Annotated in this window: 10 protein-coding genes; 3 read left to right on the top strand and 7 right to left on the bottom strand. The window is 40.0% G+C overall.

The window, feature by feature from the left end; translation table 11 throughout:
* Positions 1–15: 15 nt before the first annotated feature.
* The 3 genes from R2S57_RS15665 to R2S57_RS15655 all read left to right on the top strand — a co-directional run bounded on the left by R2S57_RS15665 (position 16) and on the right by R2S57_RS15655 (position 5,122).
* Entirely contained in the window at positions 16–822 is an 807-nt protein-coding gene (locus R2S57_RS15665; protein ID WP_316845901.1) for an AraC family transcriptional regulator, read from the top strand.
* A gap of 58 nt (positions 823–880) precedes the next feature.
* The gene (locus tag R2S57_RS15660) at positions 881–2,548 is read left to right on the top strand and encodes a serine hydrolase domain-containing protein (RefSeq protein ID WP_316845900.1); all 1,668 of its coding nucleotides are present in this window, start codon (positions 881–883) and stop codon (positions 2,546–2,548) included.
* Positions 2,549–2,722: 174 nt separating this feature from the next.
* A complete protein-coding gene (locus R2S57_RS15655; protein ID WP_316845899.1) occupies positions 2,723–5,122 on the top strand; it encodes a TonB-dependent receptor in 2,400 nt (799 codons plus the stop codon).
* A 206-nt stretch (positions 5,123–5,328) separates the two neighbouring features.
* Here the strand turns inward: R2S57_RS15655 and R2S57_RS15650 are convergent, their stop codons facing one another.
* The 7 genes from R2S57_RS15650 to R2S57_RS15620 all read right to left on the bottom strand — a co-directional run bounded on the left by R2S57_RS15650 (position 5,329) and on the right by R2S57_RS15620 (position 14,697).
* Positions 5,329–8,463, bottom strand: coding sequence for a CusA/CzcA family heavy metal efflux RND transporter (locus R2S57_RS15650; protein ID WP_316845898.1), 3,135 nt, complete (start codon positions 8,461–8,463; stop codon positions 5,329–5,331).
* Between the two features lie 26 nt (positions 8,464–8,489).
* Entirely contained in the window at positions 8,490–9,578 is a 1,089-nt protein-coding gene (locus R2S57_RS15645) for an efflux RND transporter periplasmic adaptor subunit (RefSeq protein WP_316845897.1), read from the bottom strand.
* 9 nt (positions 9,579–9,587) lie between these two features.
* Positions 9,588–10,856 (bottom strand): TolC family protein, encoded by a 1,269-nt coding sequence (locus tag R2S57_RS15640; protein ID WP_316845896.1) that lies wholly within the window; start codon positions 10,854–10,856, stop codon positions 9,588–9,590.
* A 508-nt stretch (positions 10,857–11,364) separates the two neighbouring features.
* Positions 11,365–12,717 (bottom strand): HAMP domain-containing sensor histidine kinase, encoded by a 1,353-nt coding sequence (locus R2S57_RS15635; protein ID WP_316845895.1) that lies wholly within the window; start codon positions 12,715–12,717, stop codon positions 11,365–11,367.
* Complete coding sequence (locus tag R2S57_RS15630; protein WP_316845894.1) at positions 12,717–13,394, bottom strand: response regulator transcription factor; 678 nt, start codon at positions 13,392–13,394, stop codon at positions 12,717–12,719. Before R2S57_RS15630 ends, R2S57_RS15635 begins: the two co-directional genes overlap by 1 nt.
* 55 nt (positions 13,395–13,449) lie before the next feature.
* The gene (locus R2S57_RS15625; RefSeq protein WP_316845893.1) at positions 13,450–13,773 is read right to left on the bottom strand and encodes a MazG-like protein; all 324 of its coding nucleotides are present in this window, start codon (positions 13,771–13,773) and stop codon (positions 13,450–13,452) included.
* A complete protein-coding gene (locus R2S57_RS15620) occupies positions 13,774–14,697 on the bottom strand; it encodes a helix-turn-helix transcriptional regulator (RefSeq protein ID WP_316845892.1) in 924 nt (307 codons plus the stop codon).
* Positions 14,698–14,708 lie beyond the last annotated feature (11 nt).

The following is a 14,708-nucleotide window of genomic DNA, read 5'->3' as shown; positions in this document are numbered from 1 at the left end:
AATATCTTTATTTAAATGGAAATACTTCGAACAGGGCAGTTTTATGGGCAGACCAATGAAACCAAAACATTTGGGAACCTAACACTTACCGATACCGAATACACAAAGGAAAAGGTCGACTGGCATTATCATGAAAATGCTTATTTCACTTTTCTGCTTGATGGGAAAATACTCGAAGGCAACAAAAAAGAGGTTTATCATTTTACGCCTGGCAGCTTATTGTTTCATCACTGGCAAGAATCGCATTACAATATCAAGCCTAAAGGTTATACAAGGGGTTTTCATATCGAGTTTCAGCCCGAATGGTTTCTCGAATTGGATTTGGATATCAGTAATTTACAAGGCAGTATCAACCTCCGTCATCCTGATTTAAAGGCATTAATGTATAATATATTTATCTCAAGCAAACAGGATACAGCAGAAAGTGCTTTAGCTGTAGATTCGCTTCTGGTTGAACTGTTTACAAAAGCAGCGAAAAAAGAAACTGATCGCACTGGAAAAACACCCATGTGGGTTTCTAAAATCAGGGATATTCTACACGATGATCCTGCTCAAAGCTGGACATTACTTGCGCTAGCAAAAGCCTTGGATATCCATCCGGTACACCTTTCGAGGGATTTTCAAAAATATTTTGGCTGTAATATTGGGGTTTATATCCGTACCATCCGGTTGCAAAAATCGCTCTCAATGATGATCGGAAAAGGTAATTCTTTAACGGATATTGCTTTATATTGTGGTTTTGCAGATCAGAGCCATTTTATCCGATCTTTTAAATCCACTTATCAAATCACTCCGCAGGTTTATAGGAAACTGATACGTTAATGTTCTGCATGTTAATCCTGTTCTATTTTTGAAGCTTACCGATAGCTATTTTTGAATAATGAAGATGATCAATTTCCAGGTGCTAAAATCTGCCCGCTTAATTTTGCTGTTCCTTTTTTTTGTGCACAATGCTGCAAACGCTCATGCCAATAATACTGTAGTTACAGATCCTATCCACAAAACAAATGTGGGTAAGATTATATTCACGGATCAGATGGTTGGAACAAATGGCCCCTGTTCGGCCCTTTTCCTGAAAGATTACAAACTCACCAATAAAAGCAATCTTTTTATCACGGTTTTTTTAGCGAAAACCATGGGCTATTATCTTCAGCAACTTTCGCCGGATTCGAATATAGATTCTTTGATCAAAAGGGGAAATTATCAGTTTTCTTTTTACGTGGATGAAAAATTGGTTTATCAGAGCAACCTTTTACCCGGTGCTCCCCGTGCTGATGCACAAAAGACGCTAAAGTTATGGACCAAACCTTTAATTGATAATGAACATGAAGGAGCATGGTGGAGCCAATCGGCCTGGAACCGGTTTATGTTTAATGGAGGCGATGTAGCCATGACCGAGGGCAAACATACTTTAAAAATTGAGCTGAGACCTTATGTTAAACTAGAAAAGCTACTTGTTGGTGATGTTATTGCGTCTGGCAGCCTAAACTTAGTGGTAAACCGAAAACCTGTTGTATCATTAAACCATATCAAACTTTCACCTTTAAAAGCTTATGATGGATTTGCTGTATCGGAGGAAAGATTTGATCAGGAAAAAATCAAGGCTCTAAAAGCCTATGCCGAAGCAGGTGTGTTCAAACACATTACCAGTGTAGTGGTGATCAAAAACGGGAAATTGCTTGTAGAAGAGTATTTTAATGGCGCCAATCGAGATAGTCTACATGATGTGCGCTCGGTAGGTAAATCTTTTGCTTCAACTATGACTGGGATTGCCATTGCCGATGGGCTGCTTAAATCAGAAGAGGAGAAGCTGGGTACATTTTATCAGCTGAAAGATTACGATCATTATTCGCTTGCAAAAGGGAATACCTCGCTTAAGGAATTGCTGACCATGCGTTCGCGTTTTGATGGAAATGATGATGATAGCGATTCTCCCGGGAATGAAGAAAATATGTATCCAACCCCAAACTGGGTAAAATTTGCATTAGACTTGCCTTTTGATACCTTAAAGTACAAAGGCCAGTGGCACTATTTTACGGTTGGTGTGATGCTGTTGGGCAGTACACTTAATCAGCTTGTGCCAGGTGATTTGGAAAAATATGCAGACGAAAAATTATTCAAACCGTTAGATATTACGCAATATCAATGGCAATATACACCACAACATGTGGCGAGCACAGCAGGAGGGATCCGGATGAACGCGCTCGATTTTGCCAAGTACGGTCAGTTGTATCAAAACAACGGGCTATGGAAAGGAAAACAAATTATTCCCAAACAATGGGTTGATAAAACACTAAGCAAACAGACCGCTATTACAGGAAGAAAAGAGGAGTATTATGGATACCTTTTCTGGAATAAAAAATATACGGTTAAAGGGAAGGCTTACGAAACTTTTTACGCCTCAGGAAATGGCGGCAATAAAATTTTTATTTTCAAAGATCAGCCTTTGGTTGTCGTGGTTACGGCAACTGCTTATGGCACCAATTATGCCCATGCGCAGGTTGATAAAATGATGGAAGAGTACATTTTACCAGCGGTAATAAAATAAGGGATGTATGTTTATTACACAATTTCTTATTCATTAAATAAACACAAAAATAGCTGCGGTACATGCTTTTGTGACCAATATTGTTTCATAAAATTTTTCTGTTTAGATATTGTTTTAGAAGTGCAAAATGCTGTTCTTTGCGCTTTAATTTAAAACAGTCTAAATAAGAATAATATGAATATAAATTTACTCTTTAATCATAGGGTATATAAGCTGGTAATATTGCCAGTAGTTTTCTGTTTGATAAGTCTACTCATTTTTGGTTCGGCCATGGCTCAGGAAGGCAAACCAGAAAGAGGGGCAATTACGGGGAGGATTACAATTACTGATGGCAGCAGTGCCCAGGGGGTAACTATAAAACTTAAAGAAATAAAAAAAACTACCGTAAGTGATGGTGATGGAAAATTCGAGATAAAAAATCTGCCTTTTGGTAAATATACCGTACAGATGGTAAGAGTAGGTTTTGATGGCGCTACACAAAGCGTTGAAATCAGTGATCAAAATCCTGTAGCCAGCCTAGAACTGAAACTTGACTATACTTCACAAAAACTGGAAGAGGTAATTATCAGTACCGGAGGAAACAGGTTTGCCAAGAAAGAGAGCGAAGATGTTTCGAAGATGCAGTTGAAAAACATGGAAAACCCGCAGGTTTACAGTGTAGTAAGTAAGGAACTAATGAAAGAGCAGGTGGTAACCGATTACAACAGCGCTTTTAAAAATGTTCCAGGGGCTGGTATTGCAGAAGTACGTAACCAAGGCAGAACAACCAATATTTCGAGGGGCTTTGCTACGCCACAATTGGTAAGAAATGGAGTAGGTAGTTTTACCTATACCACAATCGATCCGGCCAATTTGGAGCGTATTGAAGTGATTAAAGGACCTGCGGCAACTTTATTTGGTAGTACCATATCTTCTTTTGGCGGTTTGTTTAACCGTGTAACCAAAAAACCTTTCGATACCTTTAAAGGAGAAATTTCTTATTCGGGCGCAAGTTACGATCTGAACCGTTTAACAGCAGATGTGAATACGCCATTAAACGAAGAAAAAACAGCATTATTAAGGATTAATACTGCACTACATAGCGAAAGAAGTTTCCAGGATGCGGGTTTTTATAAGAACTATTTAATTGCACCAAGTTTTTCTTACGTGGTAAACGACAGGCTAACCCTGGCTTTAGACATAGAAATGAGTGGTTCGAAAGCTACATCGCCAACACGATTGGTGATTGCGCCAACACTACTGAACTTAAAAGCTAAAAGTATAACCGATTTAGGTATACCTTATAAACTATCTTTTGCCAATAATACCGTTAACTATACCAGTCAGCAATATAATATCTTTGCACAGGCCAAATACAAAATTTCTGAACAATGGAAATCGCAGACGATTGTATCGCGTACGCGTTCATCATCTGAAGGTTATACGGTAGCATTGAATTTGTTAACCGATTCTACCCTAAGGCAGGCGGTTACCAATCAGGATTCCCCTTTTTATGGTACCGATATTCAGCAGAATTTTAACGGTGATTTTAAAATTGGCAGTTTGCGCAACAGGGTGGTGTTAGGGGTAGATTTTTATAGTTTGCGTGCCACACGTAACGATGCTACTGTAAATATAGCAGCCTTAAACTTTAAGAAGCCAGGTGCTGCATATAACAATTTCAACTTAACTAAAGTGGCTCCTTTATTTAATACTGCAACTTATGCCAATCAGGTTTCGAATGATGAAACCACTTATAGTGCTTATGCATCTGATGTATTGAATGTTACGGATAGGTTATTGATCATGGCGGGGGTAAGAGTAGACCGTTATTTTAACGGAGGGGTTTATAATTTTGCTACCGATGTAACCACAGGGAAATATAACCAAACTGCCTTTTCGCCTAGATTTGGTGCGGTTTATCAGATCGTTAAAGACAAGGTGTCCGTATTTGGTAATTACATGAACGGTTTTAGCAACAATGGAGGATCTGATTTTGAGGGGAATACCTTTAAACCAAGTTTCGCAAACCAATTTGAGGGTGGTGCAAAGTTCGATCTCGATAAGATCAGCGCTACTTTCAGCTATTATGATATCAAGGTTACCAACACGTTATATGATGACGTAGCCCATGCGAATTTTTCTTTACAGGATGGTACGCAACTAAGTAAAGGCTTTGAGGCCGAAATTATTGCCAATCCGGTGCCAGGGTTAAATATTGTTGCGGGTTACACTTATAATGATAGTAAATATACTAAGGCCAATGCAAATGTTGAAGGATTAAGACCGGCAACTGCAGGCGCACCTAAAATGGCGAATATATGGATCAGTTATAGGTTAATCAACGGTCCGGCACAAGGTTTGGGCTTCGGTTTTGGTGGGATTTATGGTAGCAGCTACAACCAGGTAAATACTTCCACATTTACATTCAGTATCCCGTCTTACACGGTGCTTGATGCAGCTGTTTTTTATGATAAACCCAAATATAGAATTGGTTTAAAAGTGGATAACCTTACCAATGAGCAATATTGGTCTTTCAGGTACGCGGCGCAAAGTCCTGCCAAAGTAACGGGTAACTTCACCTTTAAATTTTAAAGGATATAATTTCTGAAGAACATTTAATAAGGCTGACATCTGAATGGTATCAGCCTTATTTTTGGTACAAGTTATCAAATTTTGATATCAGGAACGACGAACTTGTCAACGCATTTCCATTTTCTAAGCCAGAAAAGGCTATAGTAGAGTGAAAAAAGCGCTCAGATTAATCTGGAATACTTCCATTAACCATCTTCCATTTTCCATCATTTTACCCCCCGCTCCGGTATCATCTTCTCCGCTTTTTTGCGGTACGACCAATAAAATACAATTGGATAAACAAATAGATTAAACAATGTATTGGTGATTAATCCGCCGATGACCACGATGGCTAGTGGTTTTGATGCTTCTGAACCTATTCCGGTAGAAAGCGCTGCGGGCATTAAACCGATGGCTGCCATCAAAGCGGTCATCAATACAGGTCTGAACCTACTGGCAATTCCATCACGCATGGCATCGGTAAAAGTCCAGGTGGGATGGTTTTTCAGATCGGCAATATTACTTTTGAAACGGGTAATGAGGATTACGCCATTTTGTACGCAGATACCAAATAGCGCTATAAAACCGATCCCTGCCGAAATGTTAAAGTTTACACCAGCAACTAAAAGTGCCAAAATCCCACCAATCATGGCAAAAGGAACATTGTTCAACACCAATAAGGCATCTCTAAAATTCCCGAAAAGTACAAACAGAATGAAAAAGATCAGCAATAAACTTACCGGAACGGCTTGCGATAACCTGGCGATGGCCCTTTGCTGGTTTTCGAAATCTCCGGCCCATTCCAACTGATAACCTTGTGGCAATTTGATCTCAGCATTTACTTTTTCCTGTGCTTCGGCAATTACACTTCCCATGTCGCGGCCTCTGATTGAGAATTTAATTGCGCCGTATCTTTTGTGTTTGTCGCGGTAAATCATGCTTGGTCCGGTAATTTTGCGGATACTTGAGATTTCTCCCAACTGCACATTCGATCCCGAAAGGGTAGGCACGCGCAGTTTACTGATTGAACTTTCGTCGTTCCTGAAATCTTCGGGATAACGGATAATAAGGTCAAATTTGCGTTCACCTTCATAAATCTGGGTCGCGGCTTTGCCACCAATAGCCATTTCGATTACGGCGTTGGCATCGGCCGTACTTACCCCATATAAAGCCATTTTTTTCTGATTGAGATTGATCTGCAGTTCGGGCTGACCTAAATTCCTCAGTATACCCAAATCTTCGATCCCTTCCACCGTTTTTAAAATCCCTTCTATCTTTTCCTCTTCCTTTTCGATGTATTCGAAGTTTTCGCCAAATAGTTTTACTACAATCGAGCCTTTAACACCCGATACCGCTTCTTCTACGTTATCGGAAATGGGTTGCGAAAAATTAAGACTGATGCCAGGGAAACTTTTTAATTTTTCCTGCATACGTTCAATCAATTGTTCTTTGCTCTGCCTGCGCTTCCATTCTTTACGCGGATAAATATCAACATGGAATTCCATATTGTAAAAACCCGTTGCATCGGTTCCGTCATTCGGTCGGCCAGTTTGCGACATCACCTGTTTTACTTCTTCAAAACTCAAGAAGATCTTTCGCATCTCGTTCGAAAGCTTTTTGGTTTCATCTAACGAGATGCTCAGAGGGCCGGTTGCACGCACATAAATAGAACCTTCATCTAAACTGGGCAGAAATTCTGTCCCTAAAAATTTGAAGCTAAACGCACCTAAAGAAAGTATGATGATAGAAATTCCAAAAACGAGTTTCTTTTTGCTAAAACAGCTATCGTAAAACTTAAGTGTGGCTTTGGTGATCCACTCCAAGAAAATATTGTGTTTCTCTTTAACATCTTTCTTTAAAAGTACGCTGGCCATGGCCGGTACCACTGTAAAGGTTAAGATCAAGGCGCCCAATAAAGCAAAACTTAATGTCCAGGCCAGTGGAGAAAACATTTTTCCTTCTACTTTTTCGAAGGTGAAAATGGGCAACAAACCTGTAATGATAATCAGCTTGGCAAATAAAATTCCCTTTCCGTTTTCCAAACAGGCTTTTTTAATAAAACCGAGTTTGCTCATTTTGTTGAACTTCTCCATACCCATTTTTTTTGCCTTGGTATCCAATACCACAAAAATTCCTTCAACCATCACCACGGCACCATCAATAATAATCCCAAAGTCGATTGCACCCATAGAAAGCAGGTTGGCTGGCATGCCTTTTAATTTGAGACAGATAAAAGCGAAAAGAAGTGCCAGCGGAATAATAATCGATACGATTAAGGTGGTACGCCAATCGGCCATAAAAAGGAATACGATCAGGGTAACAAACAAAATCCCTTCGAGCATATTGCCCATTACAGTATGTACGGAATAATTGACCAAATCTTCGCGATCGTAAAATGGTTTGATTTTTACGTCATCAGGCAAAATAGTGGTGTTAATGGTATTTATTTTCTCTTTTAAGCGGGCAATCACCTCGCTTGGATTGCCACCTTTTCGCATCACGATAATGCCTTCCACCACATCCGGATCTCTATCACGGCCCACCTGACCAAGCCTTGGTAAAGCCGATTCGGCCACATCGGCGATGGTTTTAACATAAACGGGTGTTCCATTAATGTTATCGACCACCACGTGCCTGATTTCGTCGATATTATTGAGCACGCCAATACCCCTTACCACATAAGCTTGCCCGCTTTGTACAATTACATCGCCGCCTACATTAATATTGCTTTTTGATACGGCTTCGAAAAGTTCAGTGGCGCTTACGCCATATTGAATGGCTTTTTGCGGATCAACCGTAATTTGGTAGGTTTTTACCTCCCCTCCAAAACTTACCACATCAGCAATGCCCGAAACGGATAACAGCTCTCTTTGTATCACCCAATCTTGTAAGGTTTTTAACTCACGGACAGATTTTGTGTCGCTGGATAAGGTGTAGCGGAATATCTCGCCCGTAGGTCCATAGGGCGGCTGTACCTCTGGCTGGATGCCTTCAGGTAAATCGGCTTCTTCGAGGTGGTTGTTTACCTGCACACGTGCTTCAGCATAATCTACATCATCTTCAAAACTTACTTTTACTATGGATAAGCCAAATAGGGAAGAGGAACGTATACTGGTACGCTTTTCTGTCGGGTTCATGGCAATTTCCAAAGGCCTGCTTACAAACTTTTCTACCTCTTCGGCGCTTCTGCCGGGCCATTGGGTAATAATGGTAATGTTGGTGTTGGTTACATCTGGAAATGCATCAATGGTGGTGTGTTTAAAACTTAAATAACCTGCCAGGATGAGTATGAAAGTGGCAAAAAAGATGAAATATTTATTCTTCAGTGCAAAGCCGATAATGCCTTTTATGAATTTATTCATTTTTATAATCTAAAGGATGAAAGGAATTATTGAGTTTTTAGACTTTCGAACAAGAAAACCTGTTTAGAGGCAATGATGCGGTCGCCAGCCTGAACGCCTTTGCTGATATAGGTTTTATCGGCAGTTTTGCGACCAATCTCAATTTCCTGAACTTTTACTTTATGGTCTTTGCCAAGAATCAGTACATAATTTTTATTTTCATCGAAAATAACGGCCCTCGAGTTTAATACCAGAAGATCGATAGCCGAGTTTGCCGAAACTTTTACCGTCCCGAGCATTCCGGGTTTTAACAGAAATCCTGGATTTGGGATCACCACCCTTGCATTCATCACTTTGCTTTCCTGATCAACCTGATTATATAATTTTTCTATTTTTCCTTTAAATACCTTTTCCGGATAGGATAGCGTAGATAAGCTTACCTCATCGCCAGCCTTAACACGTGAAATATCCGATTCATAAATGTTGATCATGGCCCAAACATTAGAAAGATCGGCAATGGTAAAGAGGCTTTTATCGTTATCACCGCGTAGCTGCATGTTTTGGGTTACATTTTTCTCGATTACAAAACCATTGATGGGTGATTTGATGGCATATAGTCCCGTACTGCTGCCACCGTTTAATTTTAATACGGCACTGGCCCTTTTGGTTTCTGCTTTTTTGATCTGATAATCATTTTTGGCTTCTTCAAGTTCCCTGGCTGATGATAAACCACTTTGGTAAAGCTGTTCTACCTGTTTTAAGGCCCGCACGGCATTTTTGAGTTCGGCATTGGCGGTGATTACTTCTTTGTCAAATCCAGCCATTTCGGAACTGTTTACTGTGGCAAGAATTTGCCCATTAGAAACCTGATCGCCTAACCTTACCCCAACGCGGTTTACAGTGCCACTCACCATCGGGAAAAGTTCTGACTTACGTTCTTCATTTGCAGCTATTTTGGCCGAAAACATCAGCTCCGTTTTGCTGTTGGCTTGCTGGACGGTATCGATCAATAATCGATTAATCAAGGAATCAGTGATGGCAAATTTATCGTTTGGTGCTGCGGTTTTATGTTCGGAGCAGGCAAATATGAAGCTGCTAGCTGCCAGGAGTATAATAGTTTTATAAAAGTTTTGCATGGGATTGAATTAAAAAATGTTGGAACCGGTTACATAATTGAGTTCGGCACGGGTACTCATTCTTTCGAATTGAAGTTTATTCAGTTGTAAGGTGTTTTCTTTATAGGCATCGTAGAGGTCTAAAAACTCAATCAAACTGATATTCCTTGCTTTGAAATTTTTGATGAGGGCCGAAATGAGCGTGCTAAAATCTGTACTGAAAGCAGGGTCGATATCCCCATGTAGTTTTTCGTTTCTTAAAGCCGTTTTATACGTGTTGTATACTTCATTTTCGAGAATCGATTCTTGTTTTTTGATGTTTAGGTCAGCCACTGCGATACCAATTTGTGCTTTTTTAATTTCGCCCTGATTTCGGGAGAAAAGGGGAATTGGGATTTTGATTCCCAATCCGGTATATTTTTCCGGATAATTGCCCTTCAGGTCGTAACTCAATGCAATTTCTACATCAGGGATGGCCATTGCTTTTTGCAGTTTTAAATTCCGCTCGTTATAAAGCAGGTCGGTTTTGGCCAGTTTAAGATCGGCGCGGTTGCTTCTTGCCGAATCGAGTAATGAAGAGTACGGGATTTTGTCGATGGATAAATCTTTTGTACCTGCTTGATCAACTATTAATAAAAGTGTGGTTTTTGCATCCAGACCGCACAATAATTTTAAATCTTTGTCATTGTCTTCCAGTTCATTCAATAACCCAGCTTGTTCGGCTTTGAGGTTGATTAAAAGTGATTTGATTCTGATCACATCTTTTGCAGCCACATTGCCCATTTTTAACTGAAGATCGTAGGCTTTTAAAAGCTGATCGGTTGAATTAATCTGTTCCTGATAAACTTTGGCCGATTGCGCGGAGAAATAGGTTTTATAAAAGGTATTCACCAGTTCGAATTTCAATGTTCTAATCAGATCGAAATAGTCAAATTCTGCCATTTTCACCCCGGTTTGGGCGAGTTTGATGCTTTTGTTGCGTTTGCCGGCAAGTTTAAACAACTGTGAGATGGAAGCCGAATACTGGCCGTAAGCGTATGAGGTTTGCAGAAATTTCTTTGTTTCGTGGTTGTAGAAAAGATTTTCGTACTCGAGTGTGGGGTTATCGAATAACCTGGCGGTGATGATATCGGCCTTTGCCTTATCGATATCATAATTACTGGCCAGTAAATCGTAATTTTTCTTAAAAAAGAGGCTTTCGGCCTGCTTTAGATTTAAACTTAGCGTATCGGTTTGTGCAAAAGTTGCCCGGACCTGAATGGTCAGAAAGAAAATGAGCAACGTACCTATTCTTCTCATAGAGCAAAACTATCCTTGAGAAATTAAAAGCGGATTAAACCGAAATTAAAAGCGGATTAATATTGGGGAGGGATTGTCATTACTTCATCCAATTTTTATTAGTTGAGGCTTTTTTTAAGAGGGAACAAGTATGAAGATATAGAACTGTAAATAGCCGGCTTTCAGCTGATTTGGGCGTTACCTAAGCTGCGCAAAGGTCGGGCTTTTCAGGGCTGCGCTTCGCTCCGGTACCGATGAAAAATCGGCACTGAACCCTTACAATCCCTAACGCAATAGTACGATATGTAATTTAACGCTTTAGAAACGAGCGTTAGCGGAAATATGTAAGCTTAAATGATCCTTAAATGCCTTACATGTTTAAAAATGAAAAGCATGCTTGCGCTCGTTTCCAAACGAGCGCATAAATAGTTGCACGATTTTATCGTTGTAAACGATATGCTATTTAACGGTCGTTTCTACGAGCGTTAACGGAAAATGACGATCATTTGTACGGAACAGTAGACGGAAACTACAGCTTCGCCAACCGCACTGTAAAAGTACATCCTTCTTGTTCAGTATTAGTAGATGTTATTTCGCCTTTAAACAGGTGGATTATTTTTTGCGCCATATATAGTCCCATGCCTTCGCCTTGCTGTCCCTGATCTTTTGCACGGGTATAAAAAGGTTTGAAAATATGCTCCTCATCTTCTGATAGAATGCCCGATCCATTATCAGTGATTTGAATAAGGAAATCATTTTCAGTCGCTTCAACAAGGATATTTACAGGCTGGTTGTTCGAAAATTTAAAAGCATTTGAGATGATATTATCCAAAGCGATCTGTAATAAAACCGCATTGGCTAATGTTTCAGCTTTTGGATCAAAAGACTGTTTATGAGCAATTGTAAGATCAAGGTTTTTTTGAGATTTCCATTCGGTCTGGATTTTTGAAAGTAAATGAGCTAATCTAACCGGAACGAGCTGTGAATTGATCAGTTCGAGATCCATTTTGGCCAGGGCCAGTAATCCGGTAATAATGTGTTCCATTTTTTCGGCATCTTCGAGCATGGAACCGATTACTTTTTGGTAAGCCATCTGATCTCTTTCTTTCGATAAAGCCAGTTCGGCTGTCATCATCATCCGGGTTACAGGTGTCCGTAGTTCATGTGAGGCATTGGCCACAAATGTTTTCTGTAAAATAAATGCCTGTTCCAGTTCTTCCATCAGGTGGTTAAAACTTTTGGCAATCAGGTTGATCTCGTCTTTGTTGTGCTTTTCTTCCACCCTGAAATCCATATTCTGTGAACCCGCCTGTTTTACTTCCTGCATAAACTTTTGCAGGGGCTTCAGCATTTTTTGGGCAATCCATCTGCTCAGCAACAGCACGATGAGCGAAATCAGGATAAAGGTGAAAATCATAATTTTCAGTAATTTATCCAACCTGTTGTGCGAACCTTGGTCATCTGCAGAAGCGAGGATGACGAAATCGCCCTGATTGTCTTTGTAATAAATGCCTACAACCTGCCGCTGACCATCGGTATATTTTAAACGGCCGTTTTTACGTACCCGATCAATAGTGGCATTGGTCCAGTATTGTGCAGAATCACCGATAAACGTGGCCCTGTTTTTATTGTCGTATATTCTGGTGACCTCACCATTTAACTTTTGCAGGTATTTATGGCGGACATTATTTAACGCATCGCGGCTAATTTCATCCGCTTCGAAGTAAAGTTTTGCCGTAACCATGGTACGGTCGGTAAGGCGTTCAAAGAAATCGGCTTCCAGAAATTTCATGAAGGTAAAATATACCGTACAGAGCACCGCAAACAGTAGCGAAGTGCTGATCAAAGTAAAATATAGCGCTATACGATCCTTTATTTTCATTATTTAAGGATATAACCCATGTTTATTTTGGTATGGATGAGTTTGCGTTCAAAATCTTTTTCGATCTTTTTACGCAAGAAATTGATGTATACATCAATTACGTTCGTTCCGGTATCAAAGCTGATATCCCAGGCTTGTTCTGCTATAAACTGCCGCGATAGTAACCGGTTGGGGTTACGCATAAAAAGTTCGAGCAGCACAAATTCTTTAGCGCTTAATTCTATGGTTTTGCCTGCGCGGATAACCTCTTTGCTGTAGGTATCTAACCGTAAATCTTCGAAATATAGTTTGTGATCATTTTGATTGGGAGCCGTAGGTTGCCTGCGTAAAAGCGCGGCAACCCTTGCCAATAACTCTTTCAGGTGGAAAGCTTTAACCAGGTAATCGTCGGCACCTGCTTCTAAACCTGTTACCTTATCGTCAATGGTGCCCATGGCGGTAAGCATCAATATTGGTGTTTGCACCGCATTTCCTCTAATGTGTTTACAAAGTTGGATGCCGTTGAGGCCAGGCATCATGACATCAATAATGAAGAGATTAAAGCTTTGCGCCAGAAAAAGATCCAGCGCATCAATTCCGTTGGCAACGTTAAACACCTGGTAATCGTTTTCTTCGAGTACAGACTTTAAAAGTTCAGCTATTTTAGGGTCATCTTCAGCTATTCCAATCTTTAGCATTTAGCAAAAGTAACCATCTCATCTTAAAATGGGATTAAAATGGATGGCCTTTCTGTTATTTCAGGAGATTTTCGGTTTTGGTTAAGAATTTCGCTGTTGCTTCATTAATATCCAGATCCATACGGTCTGCCAGAACAGTTAACCACCAAATGCATTCGCCAAGTTTATGTTCGAGTTCGGGAATGCTTTGCCCGCCTTTTGGCCAGCGCCCTTGTTGCGACATGGTTAATCTGCCAACCAAACCTGCGTCGGTGAGGAAGGCAAGCGCATCTTCTTCAACTGTCCATTCGCTGCTATGGTGTTGTTGTTCCAGTTCGTGGTAACGTTTTCTGAGGCTTAATGATCTTTCTTTTATCTCAGTTAAATCTAAATTTTTCATTTAATTTTTATAAAATGACTGTTTGAAGGCTATCGGTGTTTGATTGGTTTTCTTTTTGAAAAGTTTATTAAATGATTGCGGGTGTTCGAAGCCCAAATGGTATGCTACTTCAGCAACCGTTAAGTGGTCAGATGCTAAAAACTCCTTTGCTTTTTCGATCATTTTTTCATGGATGTGCTGTTGCGTATTTTGCCCGGTTAAGCTACGCAGCATATCACTTAGGTAACGTGGCGAAAGATTTAATTCTTCCGCCAGATAGGAAACCGTAGGCAGCCCTTTGCTTAATGTTTTTTCATCGTTGAAATACTGGTTCAGAATATCTTCCAATTGTGTTAACAGATCGTGGTTAGCAGCTTTGCGTGTAATAAACTGCCGTTTGTAAAAGCGGTTGCTGTAATTGAGTAATACTTCGATGTGCGAAATAATTACATCCTGACTAAAATCGTCGATCCTGCTATTTAATTCCTGTAAAATATGTTCAAAAACTTCAGATATCGTGATTTTTTCTTTTTCCGATAAATATAAAGCCTCATTGGCCGAGTAAGAAAAGAAACCATAGTTATTGATGCTTTTGGCCAGTGCATAATTCCTTAAAAAATCAGGATGGATCAATAAGGTATAACCTGAATAATCTTTTTCGTCTTCTGCTGCGGCAATAATCTGATTGGGCGATAAAAAAGAGATGCCACCTTCCTCAAAATCGTAATGATGCTGTCCGTATTTAATCTTGCCCTGTAAATTTATTTTGTAGGAGATTTTATAGAAATTCAACAACAACATTGTGGGAAGCGCTGCTTCAGGAGTAGTAATATCGGTATAGTTAACCAGGCTTACCAAAGGATGTAAAGGTTTGGGTAAACCCAATGCCCGGTGCAGTTCGGAAATGGAATCGAATTTTTGTGGCTGACGGTCGTCCTTTTTCATATTACAAATGT

This window comes from Pedobacter psychrodurus (genome assembly GCF_032678585.1).
Lineage (GTDB): Bacteria > Bacteroidota > Bacteroidia > Sphingobacteriales > Sphingobacteriaceae > Pedobacter > Pedobacter psychrodurus_A.
This window is presented reverse-complemented; position numbering and strand designations above follow the sequence as displayed.

Bases quoted from the DNA above. Each gene is read 5' to 3' on its own strand.
- R2S57_RS15665 (WP_316845901.1), top strand. From the start codon at position 16: ATGGAAATACTTCGAACAGGGCAGTTTTATGGGCAGACCAATGAAACC.
- R2S57_RS15660 (WP_316845900.1), top strand. From the start codon at position 881: ATGAAGATGATCAATTTCCAGGTGCTAAAATCTGCCCGCTTAATTTTG.
- R2S57_RS15655 (WP_316845899.1), top strand. From the start codon at position 2,723: ATGAATATAAATTTACTCTTTAATCATAGGGTATATAAGCTGGTAATA.
- R2S57_RS15650 (WP_316845898.1), bottom strand. From the start codon at position 8,463: ATGAATAAATTCATAAAAGGCATTATCGGCTTTGCACTGAAGAATAAA.
- R2S57_RS15645 (WP_316845897.1), bottom strand. From the start codon at position 9,578: ATGCAAAACTTTTATAAAACTATTATACTCCTGGCAGCTAGCAGCTTC.
- R2S57_RS15640 (WP_316845896.1), bottom strand. From the start codon at position 10,856: ATGAGAAGAATAGGTACGTTGCTCATTTTCTTTCTGACCATTCAGGTC.
- R2S57_RS15635 (WP_316845895.1), bottom strand. From the start codon at position 12,717: ATGAAAATAAAGGATCGTATAGCGCTATATTTTACTTTGATCAGCACT.
- R2S57_RS15630 (WP_316845894.1), bottom strand. From the start codon at position 13,394: ATGCTAAAGATTGGAATAGCTGAAGATGACCCTAAAATAGCTGAACTT.
- R2S57_RS15625 (WP_316845893.1), bottom strand. From the start codon at position 13,773: ATGAAAAATTTAGATTTAACTGAGATAAAAGAAAGATCATTAAGCCTC.
- R2S57_RS15620 (WP_316845892.1), bottom strand. From the start codon at position 14,697: ATGAAAAAGGACGACCGTCAGCCACAAAAATTCGATTCCATTTCCGAA.